This is a genomic window from Psychroserpens damuponensis, assembly GCF_000826655.1.
Lineage (GTDB): Bacteria > Bacteroidota > Bacteroidia > Flavobacteriales > Flavobacteriaceae > Psychroserpens > Psychroserpens damuponensis.
In genome coordinates, this window is the sequence record NZ_JXJO01000004.1 from 166,979 (window position 1) to 187,954 (window position 20,976).

Annotated in this window: 18 protein-coding genes; 5 read left to right on the plus strand and 13 right to left on the minus strand. The window is 31.8% G+C overall.

Going from position 1 to position 20,976, the window contains the following annotated elements:
- Positions 1-35: 35 nt before the first annotated feature.
- The 6 genes from TD29_RS03120 to TD29_RS03145 form a co-directional block, all read right to left on the minus strand.
- Entirely contained in the window at positions 36-695 is a 660-nt protein-coding gene (locus TD29_RS03120; protein WP_040278832.1) for a hypothetical protein, read from the minus strand.
- Between the two features lie 297 nt (positions 696-992).
- A complete protein-coding gene (locus TD29_RS03125; RefSeq protein WP_040278833.1) occupies positions 993-1,865 on the minus strand; it encodes a glycerophosphodiester phosphodiesterase family protein in 873 nt (290 codons plus the stop codon).
- Positions 1,865-2,704 (minus strand): sterol desaturase family protein, encoded by an 840-nt coding sequence (locus TD29_RS03130; RefSeq protein WP_040278834.1) that lies wholly within the window; start codon positions 2,702-2,704, stop codon positions 1,865-1,867. Before TD29_RS03130 ends, TD29_RS03125 begins: the two co-directional genes overlap by 1 nt.
- Before the next feature lie 3 nt (positions 2,705-2,707).
- A complete protein-coding gene (locus TD29_RS03135; protein WP_040278835.1) occupies positions 2,708-3,154 on the minus strand; it encodes a hypothetical protein in 447 nt (148 codons plus the stop codon).
- A gap of 42 nt (positions 3,155-3,196) precedes the next feature.
- Positions 3,197-4,096 (minus strand): hypothetical protein, encoded by a 900-nt coding sequence (locus TD29_RS03140; RefSeq protein WP_152611449.1) that lies wholly within the window; start codon positions 4,094-4,096, stop codon positions 3,197-3,199.
- 7 nt (positions 4,097-4,103) lie between these two features.
- Positions 4,104-4,598, minus strand: a complete 495-nt coding sequence (locus TD29_RS03145) for a YkgJ family cysteine cluster protein (RefSeq protein WP_040278838.1) — start codon at positions 4,596-4,598, stop codon at positions 4,104-4,106.
- Between the two features lie 56 nt (positions 4,599-4,654).
- Between TD29_RS03145 and TD29_RS03150 the strand changes: the two genes are divergently transcribed.
- Complete coding sequence (locus TD29_RS03150; RefSeq protein WP_040278840.1) at positions 4,655-5,359, plus strand: class I SAM-dependent methyltransferase; 705 nt, start codon at positions 4,655-4,657, stop codon at positions 5,357-5,359.
- A gap of 1,205 nt (positions 5,360-6,564) precedes the next feature.
- Here TD29_RS03150 and TD29_RS03155 read toward each other — a convergent pair.
- The 4 genes from TD29_RS03155 to TD29_RS03170 form a co-directional block, all read right to left on the minus strand.
- Positions 6,565-8,181, minus strand: a complete 1,617-nt coding sequence (locus TD29_RS03155) for an amidohydrolase (protein WP_040278841.1) — start codon at positions 8,179-8,181, stop codon at positions 6,565-6,567.
- Positions 8,182-8,464: 283 nt separating this feature from the next.
- On the minus strand, positions 8,465-10,183 hold the full coding sequence (locus tag TD29_RS03160; RefSeq protein ID WP_040278842.1) for a porin family protein: 1,719 nt from the start codon (positions 10,181-10,183) through the stop codon (positions 8,465-8,467).
- Between the two features lie 61 nt (positions 10,184-10,244).
- Positions 10,245-10,778, minus strand: coding sequence for a T9SS type B sorting domain-containing protein (locus TD29_RS03165; RefSeq protein ID WP_040278844.1), 534 nt, complete (start codon positions 10,776-10,778; stop codon positions 10,245-10,247).
- A gap of 51 nt (positions 10,779-10,829) precedes the next feature.
- Positions 10,830-13,850, minus strand: coding sequence for a tetratricopeptide repeat protein (locus TD29_RS03170; protein WP_040278846.1), 3,021 nt, complete (start codon positions 13,848-13,850; stop codon positions 10,830-10,832).
- A 212-nt stretch (positions 13,851-14,062) separates the two neighbouring features.
- Between TD29_RS03170 and TD29_RS03175 the strand changes: the two genes are divergently transcribed.
- Entirely contained in the window at positions 14,063-14,746 is a 684-nt protein-coding gene (locus TD29_RS03175; RefSeq protein ID WP_040278847.1) for a cell division ATP-binding protein FtsE, read from the plus strand.
- Here the strand turns inward: TD29_RS03175 and TD29_RS03180 are convergent.
- A complete protein-coding gene (locus TD29_RS03180) occupies positions 14,743-16,362 on the minus strand; it encodes a right-handed parallel beta-helix repeat-containing protein (RefSeq protein WP_040278848.1) in 1,620 nt (539 codons plus the stop codon). The two genes, TD29_RS03175 and TD29_RS03180, sit on opposite strands and share 4 nt — an antisense overlap.
- Positions 16,363-16,461: 99 nt before the next feature.
- On the opposite strand from TD29_RS03180, the gene TD29_RS03185 reads away from it, so the two are divergent.
- Both TD29_RS03185 and TD29_RS03190 read left to right on the plus strand, forming a co-directional pair.
- Complete coding sequence (locus TD29_RS03185; protein WP_040278850.1) at positions 16,462-17,352, plus strand: glycosyltransferase family 2 protein; 891 nt, start codon at positions 16,462-16,464, stop codon at positions 17,350-17,352.
- Complete coding sequence (locus TD29_RS03190; protein WP_052466958.1) at positions 17,349-18,290, plus strand: glycosyltransferase family 2 protein; 942 nt, start codon at positions 17,349-17,351, stop codon at positions 18,288-18,290. The genes TD29_RS03185 and TD29_RS03190 overlap by 4 nt, the downstream gene beginning before the upstream one ends.
- On the opposite strand, the gene TD29_RS03195 is transcribed toward TD29_RS03190, so the two are convergent.
- Positions 18,273-18,683, minus strand: coding sequence for a sugar 3,4-ketoisomerase (locus tag TD29_RS03195; RefSeq protein ID WP_040278851.1), 411 nt, complete (start codon positions 18,681-18,683; stop codon positions 18,273-18,275). The genes TD29_RS03190 and TD29_RS03195 overlap by 18 nt on opposite strands.
- Entirely contained in the window at positions 18,673-19,782 is a 1,110-nt protein-coding gene (locus TD29_RS03200) for a glycosyltransferase (protein ID WP_040278852.1), read from the minus strand. The genes TD29_RS03195 and TD29_RS03200 overlap by 11 nt, the downstream gene beginning before the upstream one ends.
- Positions 19,783-19,817: 35 nt before the next feature.
- On the opposite strand from TD29_RS03200, the gene TD29_RS03205 reads away from it, so the two are divergent.
- A complete protein-coding gene (locus TD29_RS03205; protein ID WP_040278853.1) occupies positions 19,818-20,972 on the plus strand; it encodes a glycosyltransferase in 1,155 nt (384 codons plus the stop codon).
- Positions 20,973-20,976: the final 4 nt, after the last annotated feature.

Sequence of the window (20,976 nt, forward strand, 5' to 3'; positions counted from 1 at the left end):
CGTATTCGCGCGAGTTAGTTAAATTATGATAATTATTAATCAAGGTACGGCTTACCGTTGGGTCTAAGGTTTGTTCGTCTGTACTCTGCTCGTGTTTGAACTTTTGAACGATCTTGTTCAGAGAGATCATAAGTCTTTGATACTTTGTCTTCAAAAGCCGCATAGGCTTTGTCAGTATTATTATTTGCGATGCTCCTAGACACATTATCTATGTCTAAACCTAAATCAATATTAGTCGAGATACTTGCGACATCATTTACATCTAATTCTACATCTGCAAGAGCAGCTACAGCCATATCAGATTCAAAAGGAGCAACGTAATCAAACGGTAATAATCTATCTATTTGAAACACAATAATTTTATCTGCTTGATAAAACATTACAGTATATTTACCTAAAGGCAATTCTTCTAAAGAAATTTTTGCGCTTTTTACTGCTGGTTTAAAGTCAAACACTTTTTCGGTAGTATTACTTATAAAACGAACTTTTTTAAATAAATATTTGTTTTCTAAGAGTAGAGAATCTTGATTATCTGATAGATTATGATCGAGCTCATAAGCCAACGGATTGATGTTTTTTTTAATTAAAGTAAATGTTTCTTCCTGAGCAAATGCGTTGTTATTACTTATAAGAAATGAAATAACTATGACGCATAGGCGAATTAATGATAGGTCTAGGTTAGTTAACTTGTTCATGATTGGGGCCATTTAAAGATTAAACTCGGTATATATCCAACCTCATTTTGAGGTTATGGATTTATTTATGTCATGCACTACAATTAAACTCTAGTTTTACCTAGAACCTCAACATTAGTACACCACAAACTTAAAGGCATTTTGTATGCTTTGTTAATAACTTAGATGTATTAATAAAAAGAAACGATGAACGGATTCATGTTACAAATAAAATAGACCAATAACACGTTTAAAAGAAATTCACTAAACACACAACGTCATTAAGTCGCTAAAAATGAACACTTAAACGATAGGTTTTTATTTTTTATTGATATTTAATTGAATAATTCTATCTGGAAAGTCTGAGATTATACCATCAACATTTAGATCGTACATGAGATTAATATCATCAATTTCATTTACAGTCCATGGAATAATTTTGAAACCATCATTTTGAAGTTTTAAAACGGTTTCTTTATCTAGGAGTTTAAAATACGGACTAATAATCTCTGGCTTATAAGAGAGTGTTTGAAGTTTGGTATCTATAAACTCATTTTCATCAACAAGTAATGCAGTTTGAAGTTGCGGATTTTGCAGTTTGGTTTCTTCTAAAGCTCTCATATCAAAAGATTGCATAATCGTTCTTTCACTTATACCTTTAGTTTCAACAATATCAAGAACTAACTTTACAAACGCTTTAACGCTTGGTGAATAGATGCCATCATACTCTGGCATACTTTTAATTTCTATATTATAAAAGATTGTATTTTCCGATTCACGTTCGGCTAAATCAATGATTTCTTTCAATAATGGTTTATATACTTTTTCGTTTTTCTGAAATGGGAATCTTGGGTGCTTTTTGCTACCACAGTCATATAATTTAATGCTATCATATGGCATTTGGTACAAATTGAATGATTTTTCAAGGTTTGGAGTTATCTCATTTCCGAAGAGATCTAAAGCAATTTCATGATTCATAAAAGGCTCATGAGATACAACAACTTTATGATCTTTTGAAATGGCTAAATCTAACTCTAAGGTATGTACTTTTAGCTCTAAAGCCTTTTTAAATGCTGGCAAAGAATTTTCGGGATGTAAACCTCTACAGCCTCTATGACCTTGAATATCCATTGCTTTTTGCGACTTACAGTTATATAAGAGAATGAAGCTTAAAATCCAAATATAGCGCATTACTCTTGTGGTTTAAGGGTCGTTGGATTGCGGTATTTATGAAATGGTTGTTTAAGCAGTACACTTAGTTTACCATTAGCTTCTTCATCATAAAATGTATCTACACCATAAATAATAGTATTTCTATCTAAGGTCATAAATGTTCCAAATAGACGATCCCAAATGGAGAAGATGTTTCCGTAGTTAGAATCTGTATAAGGCAACTTATAATGATGATGCACTTTATGCATGTCTGGAGACACCAATATGTAACTTATAATTGTATCTACTTTTTTTGGTAATTTAATATTAGCATGTGTAAACTGTGTTGCTACTAAAGATAATGATTGGTATAAAAACACAATAGCAATTGGAGCTCCAACCACAAACACACCTAATAAAGTGAATGCAAAACGAATGATACTCTCTAAAGGATGATGTCTATTGGCTGTTGTTGTATCTACATTATGATCTGAGTGATGCACTAAATGTACCATCCATAGTGGTTTAACTTTGTGTTCTACATAGTGCGCAAGATAAGCTCCAAAAAAATCTAAAAATAACACACCAAGCAAAGCATAAGCCCAAAGTGGAAGATTAGGAATCCAGTTAATAATGCCAAAATTATTGACTTTGACCCAATCTGACGTGGCCACCAATGTAAATGCTAGTGCAAAGTTGACAATTATGGTTGTAAGCGTAAAGAACAAATTAGGAGCTGCATGTTTCCATTTTTTGTATTTAAAATTAAATAATGGTAGCGTTCCTTCAAGTAACCAAAATAATGTGAGTCCTCCTACAAGAATCAAACTTCTATGGAGCGTAGGTATCGTTTCAAAATAATTAATTACCTGTTCCATAATTTAGTGTTCATAAGTGGCTGTACCTAAATCTCGTACAATGTTATTACCCTCTTCAAGGTATGAATTAATAACTAAAGTTGTAGTTGTAAGCTCTAGAATTTCATGTTTTATATCAGGATTAATAAAATCTAAAACTGAAAGATTAGTCCCATCAACGATTAACTCTGCATTGGTTTCAGTATAGATAATGAAATTACCACTAACTCCAAAGGTGCCACTAAACTCATAAATATCTGGCTCTGGATCGTCACAATCTTGCGAACCAGAATATCGTGTTGAATAATTTTGATTAGCATCTAAAATGAGCCTGTTATACTCTTGGCATAAATCTACATGATACCATGTACCATAGAGTAAGTTTAGGTTTAAATTGGTATTGCTGCTATCATCATCAGAGCTGCATGTAAAACACAGTAATGCAACAACTATTAATAAGGCTTTTCTCATATTTTTTTTAAAAGATTGAATGTGACCCAGTGTCGCATAATATTATTGGTTAGATATTATAATCTGACTGGCTTTCTTCAAATTTACTAAAGAAAGTTTATTTCTCCACTCGCTTGCACTTTTTTCATCATTTAATAACAAATGAGCTGTAAAATATAAAAAGGCAATTTCTGAATCGTTAGCTTTTAGAATTTCAGGATCTAAGCGTTTAAGTTGTCTTAAAACCTTTCTAGGCTTATCTAGAATTAACTGTTGTTTCATTTTTTGGAGATCAATTTTATGAACGTATAAATTTGAATTCTCAATAGGCTCTTGATTTAAAAAATCTCGCGCTTCATCAAAATAGATATTAGATAATAATATCATTTCGTGTTTGGTCTCAGGCAGTACAAATGACGACATATCTACATAACCTGCTGCTAATCGAAATGCCGAATAGAAGTTTTTTGATTCTTTATACGCTACATATTCACCCTTTAACAACGATGTATTAAGCGCATATTTTAAAATAAACTCAGTTATATTTAGGTAATTATCATTTGGATTAACCTCTACATTTAAAATGTTGCCATTTACATCTAAAACCTTAATGGTATCATCATTAAACGTATTTATGTAGTCTGCGCTTCTTTCATCTCGTATCTCATTAAATAATTCAGTATAATTAGATTCACTGACGACTACTGGAATAAAATATTCCCAAAGCAAATTATTTACATACTCATTGGTAAACATATCTTCAATGAACACTTTTTTACCATTTTCAGCATTGATGATAACTGGTAGAGGATATAGCGTAGATTCTTCCCACATCATCAAAATCATCTTATCTTGTATTGTAGCTAGATCTTTCGCTGCCTTCAAAGACGTATTCCATTCTCTTATTTGAGCAAAACTAGAAACTGAAACAAAACATAATAGAATTACAATTAGTTTTTTCATAGTCACATTACAGTTTTATATTTTTTTTCATGGCTTCTACAATATTAAATGCTGCAGGACAAATGGCTACATTTTTTAATGTTAAGCTTGAAATTTGTTGAAATTTTTTCCGATCCGTATGCGGAAATTCTCTGCATGCCTTTGGTCTCACTTCATAAATAGAACAATAATTATCTGCCCCCAAAAACGTACAAGGTACCGATTGCAGTACATAATCATTCTCTTCATCTACTCTCAAGTATGTATCAATAAATTGTTGTTGCTTCATTTTGAAAAACTTGGCAATACGCTCAATATCTTTTGAGGTAAATAATGGTCCTGTTGTTTTACAACAATTGGCGCACTCTAAGCAATCTGTACGTTCAAATTCATCTTCATGCAGCTCTTGCATGATGTAGTCTAACTTTTTAGGCGGTTTTTTTTTAAGCTTTGTAAAGAAGGTTTTATTCTCCTTATGTTTATCTTTGGCGAGCTTTGGGAGATTATTAATGAAGTCTTGCATACTGTAAAAATAACACTTTTATGAGATGCTAAATCAAGTTTAACATCACAAAAATTATGAAAAAAGACCTTTTTGGTAAAGCCTTACTAGATTATTTAAACAATAATTATACCGAAGACCTTATCACCTCAACCAATATTTCTGGTGAAGATGAATTACCGTTACCCTATCTTTTCCGTAGTTATTCGGAAATGCCCAAACTAGAACAAAAGGCGTTACAATTAGCAAAAGGAACCATTTTAGATGTTGGTTGTGGCTCTGGAAGTCATAGTTTATATCTTCAAGAGAAAGGTCTCAACGTAAAAGCGATTGATATTTCTAAAGGCGCTGTAGAGGTTGCAAAAAAACGAGGTATATTTAATGTTGAACAAAAAGACATTCTCGAAGAAACTGAAACCTTTGACACGATTCTTTTATTGATGAATGGCACAGGAATTTTTCAAGAGGTCTCTCAAGTCTCTAAATATCTTAACCATATAAAATCGCTTTTAAAACCTGGAGGTCAAATTTTGATAGATTCTTCTGATATTGAATACATGTACCAAGATGATGATGGTGGATTATGGATAGATACCAACGCAAATTATTACGGAGAATTAGATTATTTTCTCAGTTATAAAGGTGACGAAGAAGATAAAATGAAATGGTTATACATCGATTTTGAGCGTTTACAACTCGCTTGTGATGTTGTTGGCTTACAATGTGAGAAAGTAATCGATGGTGAGCATTTTGATTTTTTGGCTCGGATTAGTGTCAAGTAAATTCTTCGCTGCGCTCTGATTGACATATTGCTGTTACATTGATATGAGTAAAACACAAACTCCTGCTGTCATTCAGAAGGAAGAATGACTGATGAATCTCATACGTATTAAACTTATTTAATCAAAGATTCTTCGCTGCGCTCTGAATGACATATTGCATTTTAAAATTATCTACTTAGAATTAAAGTTAACATTGTCATTCAGAAGGAAAAACGACTGATGAATCTCATACACATTAATCTACTGTAATAAAAGATTCTTCGCTGCACTCTGAATGACATATGGCTGTTATGTTGATATGAGTGAAATAAAAACTCCTGCTGTCATTCAGAAGGAAGGAACGACTGATGAATCTCATACACATTAATCTACTGTAATCAAAGATTCTTCGCTGCACTCTGAATGACATATTGCTGTTATGATGATATGAGTGAAATAAAAACTCCTGCTGTCATTCAGAAGGAAAAACGACTGATGAATCTCATACACATTAATCTACTGTAATCAAAGATTCTTAGCTGCGCTCTGAATGACATATTGCTGTTACATTGATATGAGTGAAATAAAAACTCCTGCTGTCATTCAGAAGGAGGAACGACTGATGAATCTCATACACATTAATCTACTGTAATAAAAGATTCTTCGCTGCACTCTGAATGACATATTGCTGTTACATTGATATGAGTAAAATAAAAACTCCTGCTGTCATTCAGAAGAAGGAGGAACGACTGATGAATCTCATACACATTGATCTACTGTAATAAAAGATTCTTCGCTGCGCTCTGAATGACATATGGCTGTTATGTTGATATGAGTGAAATAAAAACTCCTGCTGTCATTCAGAAGAAGGAGGAACGACTGATGAATCTCATACACATTGATCTACTGTAATAAAAGATTCTTAGCTGCGCTCTGAATGACATATTGCATTTTAAAATTATCTACTTAGAATTAAAGTTAACATTGTCATTCAGAAGGAAGAATGACTGATGAATCTCATACGTATTAAACTTATTTAATCAAAGATTCTTCGCTGCACTCTGAATGACATATTGCTGTTACATTGATATGAGTAAAACACAAACTCCTGCTGTCATTCAGAAGGAAGAATGACTGATGAATCTCATATAGAATTTACTTATTTATCAAAGATTCTTTGCTGCGCTCAGAATGACATATTGCTATTCCAAATAACCATTATTTCTTTACTGCTCCTCTCCTCCAACAAACGTCTTCTCCACCTTAATCTTAGGAATTTCACTCTGTTCCACAGTCATAATATCTTGATCTAAAATGATAAAATCTGCAAATTTCCCAGTTTCAATACTACCTTTTTCGTGTTCTTCAAAATTAGAATAAGCAGCCCAAATGGTCATTCCTTTTAGAGTTTCCTCACGAGTTAATCCGTTTTCTTTCTGAAATCCACCTTCAGGATATTGTTCTAAATCTTGTCTAGCAACAGCTGCATAAAAAGTTAAAAACGGACTCACTTGTTCCACCGGAAAATCTGTCCCTAAAGCTACTTTTCCGTAGGCATCAAGCAAATCCTTATAAGCGTAAGCGCCTTTTATACGTTCACTACCTAAACGATCTTCTGCCCAATACATATCACTAGTTGCATGTGTTGGTTGAATAGATGGCATCACATTTTTATACAAATCAAAATCCTCTGGTGAGACCACTTGCGCATGTTCCACTCGCCATCGTCTATCCGTTTTGCCAGCCAATACCTTATTATAAGTTCTTAAAACGGCATGATTTGCACTGTCTCCAATGGCATGTGTATTCATTTGAAATTCTGAGTTAGATATTTTTTGAGCAGATCTATTAAATGTTTTCAAATCTGTGACTAATAATCCAAAATGATTGTCTTTATCGCTATAGGGTTCTCTCAACATAGCGCCTCTAGAACCCAATGCACCATCGGCATAAAATTTAAATGAACGTACATTTAACCTATCGGTTTTTGTTATGCCTTTGTTAATATAATAATCTAAGTTTTCTGGTGTGTAAGACACCATAGCATAGACTCGCATTTTTAAATCTCCTGTTTGTTGTAAGCTATCAATAAGCTCAATAGATTGTTGATCTAAACCTGCATCATCAACAGTAGTTAGACCTAAATCAAAGCAAATTTCTTGAGCAGCAAGTAAGGCTTTCACAGCGTCTTCGCGTGTTGATTCTGGCCAATGTTGCCAAACTAAACCTTCGGCATTATCCACCAAGACACCTGTTAACTCACCGTTTTCTATAACAACCTCACCTCCTTCTACTTTACTGTCTACAGTCACTTTACCTAAATCTAAAGCCGCTTGATTACATAAAATCGCATGACCATCAATTCGGGTTAAAGCAATTGGAGTATTTGGAAATAATTTGTCTAATAATGTTTTCTTCGGAAATTCTTTCTCTTCCCAATCATTCTGATCCCAACCACGACCTGTAATATAAGGTGCTTGGTTTTTATTCTGAAACGTTGAAACACGTTTCACCACATCTTCAAAACTTTTTGTACCTACTAAATCTACTGCATACTGATTAAAACCTAACCCTAGAAAATGGCAATGTGCATCTATTAACCCTGGAACGATTGTTTTTCCGTTGGCATCAATTATATTTTCAGAATTGTAGGTTGATTTTATACGTTCAGAAGAACCAACTTCTATAAACTTACCATCTTTTATAGCGAAGGCTTCTGCTTTTCCGAAGGCATCATTAACGGTATAAATGTTGGCGTTGAATACTATAGAATCTGCTTGTTTTTTTTCTTCGGAACAAGAGAAAACAGCAAATAAAATAATTAGAATGGATAGTTTTTTCATGGTTGATTTTTTAGTGTAGTAAAAATACAAAAAGCATTGGATTTGTTATTATGAAGGAGGAACAACTGAAGGAGCTCTTGATAATTTAATTTTATAAAAGATTCCTCGCTGCGCTCTGAATGACAGTTGGCTGTTATGATAATATGAGTAAAATATAAACTCCTGCTGTCATTCAGAAGGAGGAACGACTGATGAATCTCATACACATTGATCTACTGTAATCAAAGATTCTTTGCTGCGCTCTGAATGACATATGGCTTCGCTAGGTTCTGGGTGACAGAATTTAAAAATCAAACTGATACGTAGCTCCAACCAAAAACTGAATACCTTGAACTTGATAATTCATCCAACGGTTATAGTTTTGATTTGCTATGTTATTCACTTTTGCAAAAGCCGATAATTGATCTGTGATTTTGTAGCCTGCATGAGCGTTGGCATCAAAATAACTATCTAAACTAATGGTTGAGACTACTGGTAAACTTAGGGTTCCAATTCCGGTGACTAACTCATCTTTTCGTTCTCCTACAAAAAACAAATTAGCTCCAGCAAACCAATGTTCGTCAATTTGAATATCTAAAAATGCAGAAGCTTCAATATCTGGAAGGTTCCAAGCTTCAGCTTCGTTATCTGTATCATATGCAAAATAATCAGCTTTCAAACCGAGTTTAAAATTTCGGTTTATATCCACGTTTAATTCACCACCAATTGAGAAAGTAGTGACGTCATCGTATGCAATTCCGAAGGAATTACCGAATTGATAATTCTCACGATCTATACCAACATCTGGATTGGATTTAAACAAAGCCTTGTTTTTATCAGCAAAATAACGTCCGTTAATAGTGTAGCTCATTGTATTTGACAACTTCCCTTTAATTCCCAATGCTGCATTATACGCTTGATCTGTTGGAGTAATAAATAAGGTTGGTGACACAAACGGATTTTCTTGAGCAAAATCATAATATGAGTTTTGATTTAAGCCACCTTCTATACTTCCGTAAGCAATTAGCAATTCATCTACCAAACGGTAACTGGCTGTAATGTTTGGGTAGATAAAGAATTTTCCATCACTAGCTTCGGTATCGTTAAAATACGTGAGATTCACTCCTAAACTAAGACTTAAGTCATCTTGTGTCATTTTGTAACTTGGTGCAATACCGAAAATAATGTTACTATAATTCAATTCTTCGGCAACATAATAGTTTCTATCAAAGGAACCTACTAAATAATCAATTGTTGCTTCTGCGTTAATAATTTCGTCTGCTACAGGTACATCAAATCCAGATTTTAAAACGAAGCGGTTTTCTCCAGAATCTTGATCATCACCAAAACGTCTAAACAAGACACTTCCCTTTTTAAAAATTGCATCATCAAACTTAATATTACCGCCAATATTTGCTGTATAAAATGAATGACCTACATCAAAAACATCGACACTTTGATCTGGCAAACCGTACCAATTAAAACGTTGTAATTGGAATCCTCCTTCTACTTTCCAAGAGTAATCTCTAAGTTTTTGACTGTAGTGTGCATTTAAGCCTGTTTCAGAAAAATTATTATCAAAATTGATATCTTCAATATCTCCAGAAGATGAATGATGACTAAAATAACCTCCAACGCGTTCGGTTCTACTTATGGCATGATTGAGATAGACTTCTCCTAAAATCGTTGTGTATGTACCAACACCTAAAGACGCATAATTATCATATAATTTTACAGCCTTTTCTTTATCTACTGTTGCTGCTTTCCCTTTTGCAGGAGTAAATGTAGATGCCACTGGAATTGAAAAAATATTATACTTAATCTCTTTTTTCTTGATTGTTGTAGAATCGTTTAAAGAAGGGACTTCTTTAATTTTAAAAGCATCACTAACAGTTGGTGTGTATGGTTTTACAACGTTTACTGTACCACCTTCAATGCTATCACTTTCTCTTTCTTGAGCAGATGTGATTGCAACATTTAATGTTATGATTGCTAGGATTATATATTTGAGATTGTTTTTCATATCGTCTTATTGTTGTGCTTCGACTGCTCTTAGCATGACATATTTAATATTTTTTATTTTTTTAGTTACCAGAAATTATAGGATCAAAACCTTCTTCTAGTGGGTTACATTCACTAAAGTTTTGTTCTACATTCATAAATTGAGTGAATAAGCAAAAGGTGCCTGATTCTCGAAATGTTCCTTCATTTTCTATAACTACTTTGTATTTATATGTTCCATCTGGCGTTCCTACAACACCATTTTCCCCTTGTTGACCTATTGGAAATAAGTCATTTTCATTTCCGTAGTTATTAGATTCAAAAATTATATTATCATTTATATCATAAATGGTAACCGAATGATTATCGTACAAATCGATATTTTCGATTTCAAGAACGTCATTAAATGCATCACCATTTGGTGTAAAAATATTATCAACTTTAATTTCTCCAGCAGACTGATCTAAATTATCAACATTAGGTCCAAATACTGGATCTGGTGAGCAACAGCCTTCAAAAACGTCTTGTGTTTCTTGAGTATTATTATCATCATTTCCACATGCGAACAGTGTAAAAATAGATGAAAGTATTATTAAGAATTTTATTTGTTTTATCATTGATGTTCGTGCTTATTTATTAGGAGACTCCTGCTTTAGCAGGAATTGGTTTTAATTTTGAGGTTGTACAGATGAATTCGTTTTTGCGGCTTCAGCCTTGATTCTATTTAATTCTTGTTGTGCTTCACTTACAACATCATCATAATCTGGAAAATTGCTTATCACACTTTCCAAAATATAAGTGGCTTGAAACGCATCTCCCAACGCATCATAATTTTTTGCCATAAGCACTAAACCTTTTGCACTATAAAATTTATAACTACTGTAATCTCTAGCTAATTTTTGAACCGTTGTATTTGATGTTTCATGTTTGCCTTCCTTATTTTTAAAATAAGCATTGTAGTACAAAGCTTCAGCCGCTAATGCTCCTGTTGCTATTTTTTCTACCTCAGCATAGGCTGATTTAGCTTTATTTTCATTACCCGTTTTTATGGCAGAACGTGCAATAATAATTTGTGCATCACTTTTTACTTTATTATCAATTTTTGAATTTTGAAGCGACTTTTCAGCATAGTTTACGGCTTCGGTATAGTTTTCTTTTTGATAATAAGCATTCATTAAATTGGATTGTGCGTAAGTTATATTTTGCGGATAATCGGCTTCGATTTCTAATCGTTTTAATAACGGAATGGCTTGATCCCAATTCTTATTGCTTAAATATATTTCAGATAATTTAACTATAGACTGCTCTGTAAATTCCCCTTTTTGTTTATTGATGACATATTCATAATGCGGTTTCGCATTGCCAGACAAGTCTTTTTGCGTGTACATTTCCGCGAGATAAAAATGAGATTTGAGTGCATGTATTCCGTTAGGAAATTCATTTAAATATTTATTAAATTGACGAATTGCACTATCTGTATTATTGTCTAAATACTGTTTCTCTGCTGCTAAATAGGTTGTATTATCTAGCTCTGCATCAGTCACATTAATATAATCTAAGGTTTTCACCCAAGCTGCATACTCCTCAACGCGACCTAAATCTATATAAATTAAACGTGCAGTTGCTACGGCTTGATTAGCTTCTTCTGTTGATGGATAATCGTTAGCTACTGTTTTAAACTTACTCAATGCTCGCTCATTATCATTTACATTATAATACGATAAGCCTTGACGTAATAAAGCTTTTGAGATAAAAACACTGTTTTTATATTCTGAAAATAAGCGATCATACATAGCCATCGCTTTATCAGTGTCGCTAGTTTTAACATAAGAATTTGCCAATTCATACATGGCATCATCACGCAATGACGATTTTGGATAGTTTGAAATAAAAGAATTTAATCCTGCAATTTTCTTGGCACTTTGCCCACTATAACCAAAACTCATCGTTTTTTGAAAAGTTGCATAATCACTTTCAATCTCATTAATAGCTATTGCATTATCATAAGCAGAAATGGCATTGGCATAGTCACTAGACACAAAATAGCCGTCGCCAAGTCTCAAATAGGCATCATTTAAACGTAATTTATCATCCTTATGATTTTCAACAAACGTTTGAAAATGTGCTGTTGCTTTTGTATAATTTTTAAGTTTAAAATACGTGTAAGCGATGTTGTAATCTATATTATTGATTTCATTAACTTGGGAAGCTTCGCTTTGCTGTTCAAACTGCTTAAAGCCAATTAACGCTTCGTCAAAATTGTTTAAGTGATATTCTGTTTCTGCCTTCCAAAAGATTCCTCTTGTTGTAAAAACAGGATCTTTTGCTTCTTTGATTGACTTACTAAATAAATCTATAGCGTTAGTATAATCACCTTCGTTATATATTTCAATTCCTCTATAAAACGCTACTTTTTGATATGCTAGTCTATTTTCAAAACTCTTTTTACCTTCTAACAATTTGATGGCTTCTTTATAGTTTTTTGATGTGATATAGGAATCTATTAATAAGGTTTCTATTTCTTCCTCATAATTTGTATCTGGATACTTATCTAAATAACTGGTTAAAACCTGTGGTACAGACTGGTATGGGTTTCCAATCTCGTAACTAATTTTTGCATAGTTTAACCAAGCATCTTCCTGGATTTTTAAATCATAATCCATTTGTGATGCATTTCTAAATGCATTTAAACCTTCTTGTTTTTTATCTAAATTGATATAACTTTCACCTAGATGGTAATATGCGTTTTGAGCAACGCTGTTATCTCCTCCAATGATTTTATTAAATTCTGAAATGGCAGCTTCAAAATCATTTTGCTTATAATAAGCATATCCTAATTGATAATAATCAACGTTATTCCATTTACCTCGCGTACCTTGATACGCTTTTAAAAACGGAATTGCTTCGGAATATTGTTCTAAATTAAAATAACTCTCACCTATAATTTTTGACAATTGAGATTTTTCTTGAGCACTACTATTATCTAATTGAGCTTTAGCTAGCTCTATTGCTTTTTCAAACTTACCGAGTTTAAAATTAAGATCGGCTTGGTAATACGACAACTTCTCTTTGTATTTTTCTTCATCGCTTACTTGATCAAAGTATTCGTTAGCTTTATCATAATCATCACCTTCATAAGCCATAAACCCTATGTAATATTTGGCTTGAGAACCATATTCTTTTGAAGTTACAACTTTGTTTAAATATTTTTGTGCGCCTGCTTCATCTTGTGTTGAATACAAAGCATAACCGTAATTGAAATAGAATTTCTCACGATCTAATCTAGCCATACCAGTTTCGTCAACTTTATCATACCATTTTCTTGCATAAGCATATTTACCATTTGCGAAATAAAAATCGGCTACATCTAAATATGCCGTGTTTCTTTTGGTACTTGTTGGATAATCTTCCATAAACTCTTGGATGAGATCATCTGCATTTTGTTGATTGAGTCGTACAGCGCAGTTAGCAATATAATAAGCACAATCAGACTCCAGTGTTTCATTGGGAGCATCTTCTTTAATAGATTCAAATAGCGATTGCGCTGCTTGATATTGTTGATTATTATAAAGTGTGAGTGCTTTTTGATATTCTACTAAATCACTGGTATATGTGGCCGTTTGTTGGGCTTGCAATTGCATAGCAAACAGTAAAACGCCTATAAAAAAACTTATTTTTCTGAAAGTCATTAAGTTCGATTTTTAATTGATGTCAAAGATAATTTATCTTCATTTCTATAACGCAAAAATCATGCTATAATTATAAACAAGGTTATTAAAAAGACGCTTTATATAAGTTTACGTTACAGTTTCCGTTTTTATACAGAGATTTTAGTTTTACCATATGGGTAATTGCTACTTTTATAATACATTTACATTTCTATAATAATCTTCATATTACTATGTCTGAAACTGTTTTACAACTCAAAAATGCCTCAATCTATCAAGGTGATAGTATGGTATTAGCTGATGTTAATTTTGAAATGAACAAAGGTGACTTTGTGTATCTCATTGGTAAAACCGGAAGTGGAAAAAGTAGTTTTATGAAAACGTTATATGGCGACTTACAATTAACTGAAGGTGAAGGTCATATTGTAGATTATGATTTAAGAACGATGAAAGAGAAGGATATTCCGTTTTTGAGACGAAAACTAGGTATTGTTTTTCAGGATTTTAAATTATTACCAGACAGAACTATAAACAGCAATTTAGAATTTGTTTTAAAAGCTACAGGTTGGAAAGATAAAACCAAAATTAAGGAGCGTATTGAAACAGTTTTGAATAAGGTAGATATGAAGACTAAAGGGTTTAAGTTTCCGCATGAATTATCTGGTGGAGAACAACAACGCATTGCTATTGCTAGAGCCTTATTAAATGATCCTGAGTTAATATTAGCAGATGAACCTACAGGTAATTTAGATCCGCAAACTAGTATTGAGGTCATGGAAGTATTGCGCGACATCAATAATAATGGTAATACCATTTTAATGGCAACTCACGATTATGCCTTACTTTTAAAATATCCTAGCAAGACTTTAAAATGTGATGAAAATAAAGTATTTGAGGTTGTACAACGTAAGAGTTAAAACCCTAACCACTTAAAAAACCTTTTTAAAGCATTATCTTTCTGATCAGTGGATATTTCCGAAGGAATACTATGTTCAAATTCCACTATAAAAACGCCGAAATTTGATACCGTTTTTTGCGCTTTAGTATTGTGTAGTGGTTTTTCAAAATTTAAATTATTCATTGGGAATACAATATTACCATTGTTTTGAAGTACACCTGATTTTAAAACGATTTTTGGGTTTTCTACATCATAGATTTTAAATGTGGTTCCTGTTTTTAGATGGTATTCTGAAAAATCAACTATAACAGGCTTTCCTTCTTTTTGAAATAACGAAACTCTATATTCATTTTGTGCAAACTCATTTTTTGAAATATTGAGAATCGATTTCATTTCAAAACTCTTTATGTTTTGCCATGTACTATTAGCATCAATAGACAACGAAGATTTCCAATCTGCCATCGTATAATCCCTTTTATTAATCACTCTAAAGTTTCTATTATTTTTTGAAAAGTAGGCATTGTTATTAAAATCTAATGTTTCAACATTTGACAATCCATGTTCATAAAAATGAACGTAACCTCCATAAATGGTATTATGCTTAAAAACAGTATTCTCAGCATTATCAAATCTTAACGCATTATTACCTCCTATAATAATGTTATCTGTGACGACAACATCTAACAATGGTGCTTTTTTATTAATCCCTAAGGTTAGTGATCCTGCATCTCCTTTTGCGCTTTTTGCAACATCTATATTATGAAATAAAATATTATTGATTAACTTAATGTTTGTCGCTCTATTAATTCCGTTAGTATCATCTGTTGCAACTATAATATTATTTTTATAATATCCTCCAGAAGAGCCATTATTAAAAACCGTATTATTTTCTAGTAACATGTTTTTGACATAACTTGAGGTTGCTTTTGTTGAAGCCGACCAAACTTCAATTCCCATATAATAGTTATTAAAGATGATGTTATTTTTGATGACTCTAGTTTTATCACTCAAATTTTGAACATAAATTCCTGCTCCTCGTCCTCTTACTTCGGAAAAGAAACCATTATTATAAATTTTGCAACCATAAATTTGAGTACCTCCTGTGTGCTTCCAAGAACCAAATCCTGAACCTGGATTATTATGTATTATAAGATTTATGAATTTACAATCTTGACCAGACATATGGTTAATTCCATCTGCTCTAATAAAACCCTTATCCTTAACATGTCTAGCATATTCACCTAAAAACGTGACTTCAAAGTTTTGAAATATCACTTGTTGGCTTTTAATTTCTAAAACAGATTTCTTTGGAGATTTCACATTTCCGTTAAGGATAACTTTATCATCATTAAAACCAGAGACAGTAATATATTGGTTAGGTTCAAGACTTTGAAGACTAGTCGCAAATTTCCCTGTATAAACACCTTCATGAATCCAAATAGTATCGCCAGAATTCACAATATCTGTGGTTTGACTCAAAGCCGTTTGTAAATCCCAAGGTTGAGCTAAAGATCCATTACCTAGAGACGTTCCTGGTGAATTTGCATCATCTTTTGGAAATACATGAAATTCTTGCTGAGCATTTACTAGCAATCCAACAAAATAACATAAGACATAAAGTGTTTTTCTTAGCATAATCCTGTAATTTCAATTACTACACCAAATGTAAGTATTCAACTTAATTAATAAGTTCAAATCTATAAAAAGTGTATTTTTGAATAATTAGATATTTATATGCTGTCCGTACTCATTCCTGTTTACAATTATGATATTAAAGCGCTTGTGAATTTAGTGCATAAGCAATTAATGGCTAGCGAAATTATATTTGAAATCCTATGCTTGGATGATAATTCTAATACTAACACTAGTGTTTTAAATGCTGAAATTGGACAACTTCAAAATACGTCATATCAAATTTCTAAGGTTAATACAGGACGCGTAGCAACACGACAAACCCTTGCAGAACAAGCAAAATACGACTGGCTGTTGTTTTTAGATGCAGATGTAATGCCAAAATTAGATGAGTTTATTTCTAATTACATCGCTTTTTTATCGTCGGAATATGATGCCATTTATGGCGGTTTTGCTTACCAACCTGAACAACCAAAAAACGAATTTATGTTACGATGGACTTATGGATCATCTAACGAACAAGTGCAAGCCTCTTTAAGGAATAAAACACCTTATAAAATTGTGATTTCGGCTAATTTCATGATTAAGAAATCGGTTTTTTTAAAGCTTAATTCTAAAATTACACAACGAGGCTATGGTTATGACAACTTCTTTGGTGCGCTGTTAAAAAGTGGACAATACAACGTATTTCATATTGATAACGAAGTGTATCATTTGGGTTTAGAACCTAATGAGCGTTATCTTCATAAAATTGAGCAATCTGTGGTAACGCTTTTAAAATTAGACTCCAATGATCATATACAACACACAGAAAACTCACTCTACAACTCTTATAAATTATTAAAAAAGTTAAAGCTTAATTATGTATTCTCTTTGATTTATACATCTTTTAAAAAGCAATTCAGAAAGAACTTGTTAAGCAATAAGCCCAACATTCGTTTACTTCAGTTTTATAAATTGAGTTACATTTGTTATCTAGAATTAAACTCATGACTCCTTATTTTTCTGTCGTCATTCCTTTATATAATAAAGCACAAGAAATCAGTGAGACGATATCTAGTGTTTTAGCTCAAACATTTACAAATTTTGAGGTGATTATTGTTAATGATGGCTCTACAGATGATAGCTTAAATAAAGTTGAAAAATTTAATGATCAACGCATTAGGATTTTTACAACCCAAAATAAAGGTGTTTCTCATGCTAGAAATTATGGTATACAACATGCCACTTCACAGTTTATTGCCTTTTTAGATGGCGATGATATATGGAAACCTCATCATTTACAGGATTTAAAATCACTAATTGAATCTTACCCTAATTGCGGACTGTATTGCAAGGCTTACAATAAAATAAAAGGACAAACGATTATCGATTCTCAGTATAAAGATCTTCCGAAGCACAAAAAATGGTCAGGAGTTATTGACGACTATTTTTATCACAGCAGCATTAATAGCTTAGCTTCTAGCTCAAGTATAGCCATTAACAAATCTGTTTTTGAAAGTATTGGGTTTTTTAATGAAGCCTACGACTCTGGAGAAGACACCGATTTATGGATTAGAATTGCTTTACAATTTCCAACGGCTTTTGATAATAACGTAAGTGTAACCCATAACTTAAATGCAAATCATCAATTAACGAATAGTCTATTTAGTGGTAGACAACATTTTAATTTAAATGCTTTTAAAAACGACGAATTAAAGAACCTATCCCTAAAAACCTATTTAGATTTAAATCGATATGCGATTGCCATTCAATATAAATTAGAAAAGGAATTTGCTACATCAAAAACGATTTATAAATCTATTGATGTTAGGAATTTGAGTCGGCCACAAAAATTAATTTATAAGTGCCCAATTTTTGTTATTAAAAGCATGCTAAGTTTTAGAGACATACTACGACTATCACATATCAACTTACGCCTTTTTAGATAGTTGAAATTCTTTATAATCTCGTATATAATCTGCTTCGTCAAATTCATCAGAGGCTAAAACCAAACACACAGCTCCAGAGGAGAAATTATCAAGTTCTCTCCAAATTCCTATTGGTATTAATAATCCTTTATTGGGTTTATTTAGCATAACACGTTGCTTAGTGTTACCATCATCTAATACCACTTCAAAACTACCACTAAGTGCAATTAGAAACTCATGTTGTTCTTTATGTGCATGACCTCCACGATAAGCATCACTTGGTACATCGTATAAATAATATACTCGTTTAATAGGATAAGGAATACAGTTTTTTTCAATGACTGCAAGATTACCTCTAGGGTCTGAAATTTTAGGGATGTCAATAATCATTTTATCACTTATATTATTCTTCATGTTTTAGTAGTTTTTCCCATTCAAGAGAAATCTTTTCTATTGAAAACTTTTCAACAGATGTAGAGGCATTATTTTTACAATGATTGTATAATATCTTATCCTCAAAAAAGCTACTCATTGCTTTTGCAAAGATCTCAATATTTCTAGCTGACACTAATAACCCGTTTTCTTTATGAATAATTATCTCGTTTGGTCCAGATTTAATATCTAAAGAAATTACTGGAATTCCAATTGACAAACTTTCTAAAAGCACCATTGGAAACCCTTCATAGCGACTTGTTAAAGTCACAAATTTACTATTATAAATATAAGGAAATGGATTTGATGTAAAGGGATAAAATAACACAAAATTACTACCTTCAAATCCTTCAACATAAGATATAAGAGCATCTTTGTCTTTACCGTCTCCTAAAATTACTAGATAAATATTCTTTTTCCACAATTTAGATTCAAAAAAAGCATCGATGAGAAATCTAAAATCTTTTATTGAATCTACAATTCTTCCATAGGATAAAATATATGTTTTTCCATTTAAAGGATTTTCATAAATTTCGTCAGATTCTATCCATTTAGGGTCATAAGCATTATAAATTGTTGTTGAATTCTCTATGCCGCTTGCTTTTAATATATCATGCTCAATATAATTTGACACTGCTATATTGCTATAGTTATTTTTATGAATTTTAATAAATTTATTTAGTTTATCATTTTTATACAATACTTGATTTGAGCTATGAAGAACATAAATTGTTTTTAAATTTTTATATACAAATTTCTTATAGAACAATTCTCTGTAGTAATTATTCTTAGGCCTATGATCTATGATAAAATCAAACTTGTGAATTTTAAGATATTCTCTAAACTTTTTGAAGCGTTTTAATCTGCTAAAAATCGTATCGTCATTACTATCTTTGGAGATTCCTAAATTATATAAAGTTGCTGAGTAGGAATAAAAAATCTGATTGGTCAAAATCACAAGATGCACATCATACCCAATTTTAGCCAACATACGTGTTAGCATGGAAACTGATCGCTCTGCACCACCTTTTGATAATGAGATTGCTACAATACAAATTTTTTTTTTATTAGTTTTTAGCATTAAAAGCTATCTTTGAAACAAATGTACTAATATAAATGAAGATTCTTTTAATTGGCGAATATAGCAGGTTACACAATTCTCTAAAAGAGGGTCTATTAAAACTAGGACATGAAGTTACAATAATTGGTGATGGTGATGGTTTTAAAAATTACCCTGTTGATATTTTATTAAAAAACAGGTACGTTAAAAGACCACTAAATATTTTAAGAAAAATTCTTTATCGCCTTTTTAAAATAGATTTAAAATCTATATCAAAAGAGAAACAATTTAATGCTTATAAAAATCAACTAAAAGGTTTTGATATAGTACAACTCATCAATGAACGCCCTTTTAAAACTGTTCCCAAAACTGAAAAAAAACTCTTAAATTATATTTTTGAGAATAATAAAAATGTGTTTTTACTGTCTTGTGGTTGTGATTTCCCAAGTGTAGATTATGCTATGAAAAAGAAATTTAGATATTCTATTTTAACACCTTTTTTTGAAGGTAAAGTCACAAGGAAAGAATTTGACCCAATACTATTATACTTAGAGAATAACCACAGAAAAACACATGATTACTTGTACAAAAATATTAAAGGTGTCATCTCTTCTGATATTGATTATCACATACCCTTATTGGGAAATTCTAAATATTTAGGATTGATTCCTAACCCTATAAACATTAACAGAGTAAGCTTCAAAGCAAACAATCCTCAAGAGAAAATCATTATTTTTCATGGAATCAATAAAGCTAATTATTATAAAAAAGGAAATGATTTTTTTGAACAAGCTTTAGACATAATTAATATTAAATACAAAGACAAAGTTGAAATAATTTCTACCACAGATATCCCTTACAACAATTATATAGACATTTATAATAAAGCACATATCCTTTTAGATATGGTCTATGCATACGATCAAGGATACAATGCTTTAGAAGCTATGGCAAAAGGGAAAGTTGTATTTACTGGTGCAGAACAAGAGTGGTTGGATTATTATGGATTAGAGAAAAACACAGTTGCTATTAATGCCGAACCTAATGTAGACAGTATTATTAAAAATTTAGAATGGTTAATTAATAATCCTGAACAGATTACTATTATTTCAAAAAATGCCAGACAATTTATAGAAGAAAAGCATAATTATATTAATATTGCTCAAGATTATATAACCCTTTGGTTAAAAACAACACAAATATTTAAATAGTTTA

Bases quoted from the DNA above. Each gene is read 5' to 3' on its own strand.
- TD29_RS03120 (WP_040278832.1), bottom strand. From the start codon at position 695: ATGAACAAGTTAACTAACCTAGACCTATCATTAATTCGCCTATGCGTC.
- TD29_RS03125 (WP_040278833.1), bottom strand. From the start codon at position 1,865: ATGCGCTATATTTGGATTTTAAGCTTCATTCTCTTATATAACTGTAAG.
- TD29_RS03130 (WP_040278834.1), bottom strand. From the start codon at position 2,704: ATGGAACAGGTAATTAATTATTTTGAAACGATACCTACGCTCCATAGA.
- TD29_RS03135 (WP_040278835.1), bottom strand. From the start codon at position 3,154: ATGAGAAAAGCCTTATTAATAGTTGTTGCATTACTGTGTTTTACATGC.
- TD29_RS03140 (WP_152611449.1), bottom strand. From the start codon at position 4,096: ATGAAAAAACTAATTGTAATTCTATTATGTTTTGTTTCAGTTTCTAGT.
- TD29_RS03145 (WP_040278838.1), bottom strand. From the start codon at position 4,598: ATGCAAGACTTCATTAATAATCTCCCAAAGCTCGCCAAAGATAAACAT.
- TD29_RS03150 (WP_040278840.1), top strand. From the start codon at position 4,655: ATGAAAAAAGACCTTTTTGGTAAAGCCTTACTAGATTATTTAAACAAT.
- TD29_RS03155 (WP_040278841.1), bottom strand. From the start codon at position 8,181: ATGAAAAAACTATCCATTCTAATTATTTTATTTGCTGTTTTCTCTTGT.
- TD29_RS03160 (WP_040278842.1), bottom strand. From the start codon at position 10,183: ATGAAAAACAATCTCAAATATATAATCCTAGCAATCATAACATTAAAT.
- TD29_RS03165 (WP_040278844.1), bottom strand. From the start codon at position 10,778: ATGATAAAACAAATAAAATTCTTAATAATACTTTCATCTATTTTTACA.
- TD29_RS03170 (WP_040278846.1), bottom strand. From the start codon at position 13,850: ATGACTTTCAGAAAAATAAGTTTTTTTATAGGCGTTTTACTGTTTGCT.
- TD29_RS03175 (WP_040278847.1), top strand. From the start codon at position 14,063: ATGTCTGAAACTGTTTTACAACTCAAAAATGCCTCAATCTATCAAGGT.
- TD29_RS03180 (WP_040278848.1), bottom strand. From the start codon at position 16,362: ATGCTAAGAAAAACACTTTATGTCTTATGTTATTTTGTTGGATTGCTA.
- TD29_RS03185 (WP_040278850.1), top strand. From the start codon at position 16,462: ATGCTGTCCGTACTCATTCCTGTTTACAATTATGATATTAAAGCGCTT.
- TD29_RS03190 (WP_052466958.1), top strand. From the start codon at position 17,349: ATGACTCCTTATTTTTCTGTCGTCATTCCTTTATATAATAAAGCACAA.
- TD29_RS03195 (WP_040278851.1), bottom strand. From the start codon at position 18,683: ATGAAGAATAATATAAGTGATAAAATGATTATTGACATCCCTAAAATT.
- TD29_RS03200 (WP_040278852.1), bottom strand. From the start codon at position 19,782: ATGCTAAAAACTAATAAAAAAAAAATTTGTATTGTAGCAATCTCATTA.
- TD29_RS03205 (WP_040278853.1), top strand. From the start codon at position 19,818: ATGAAGATTCTTTTAATTGGCGAATATAGCAGGTTACACAATTCTCTA.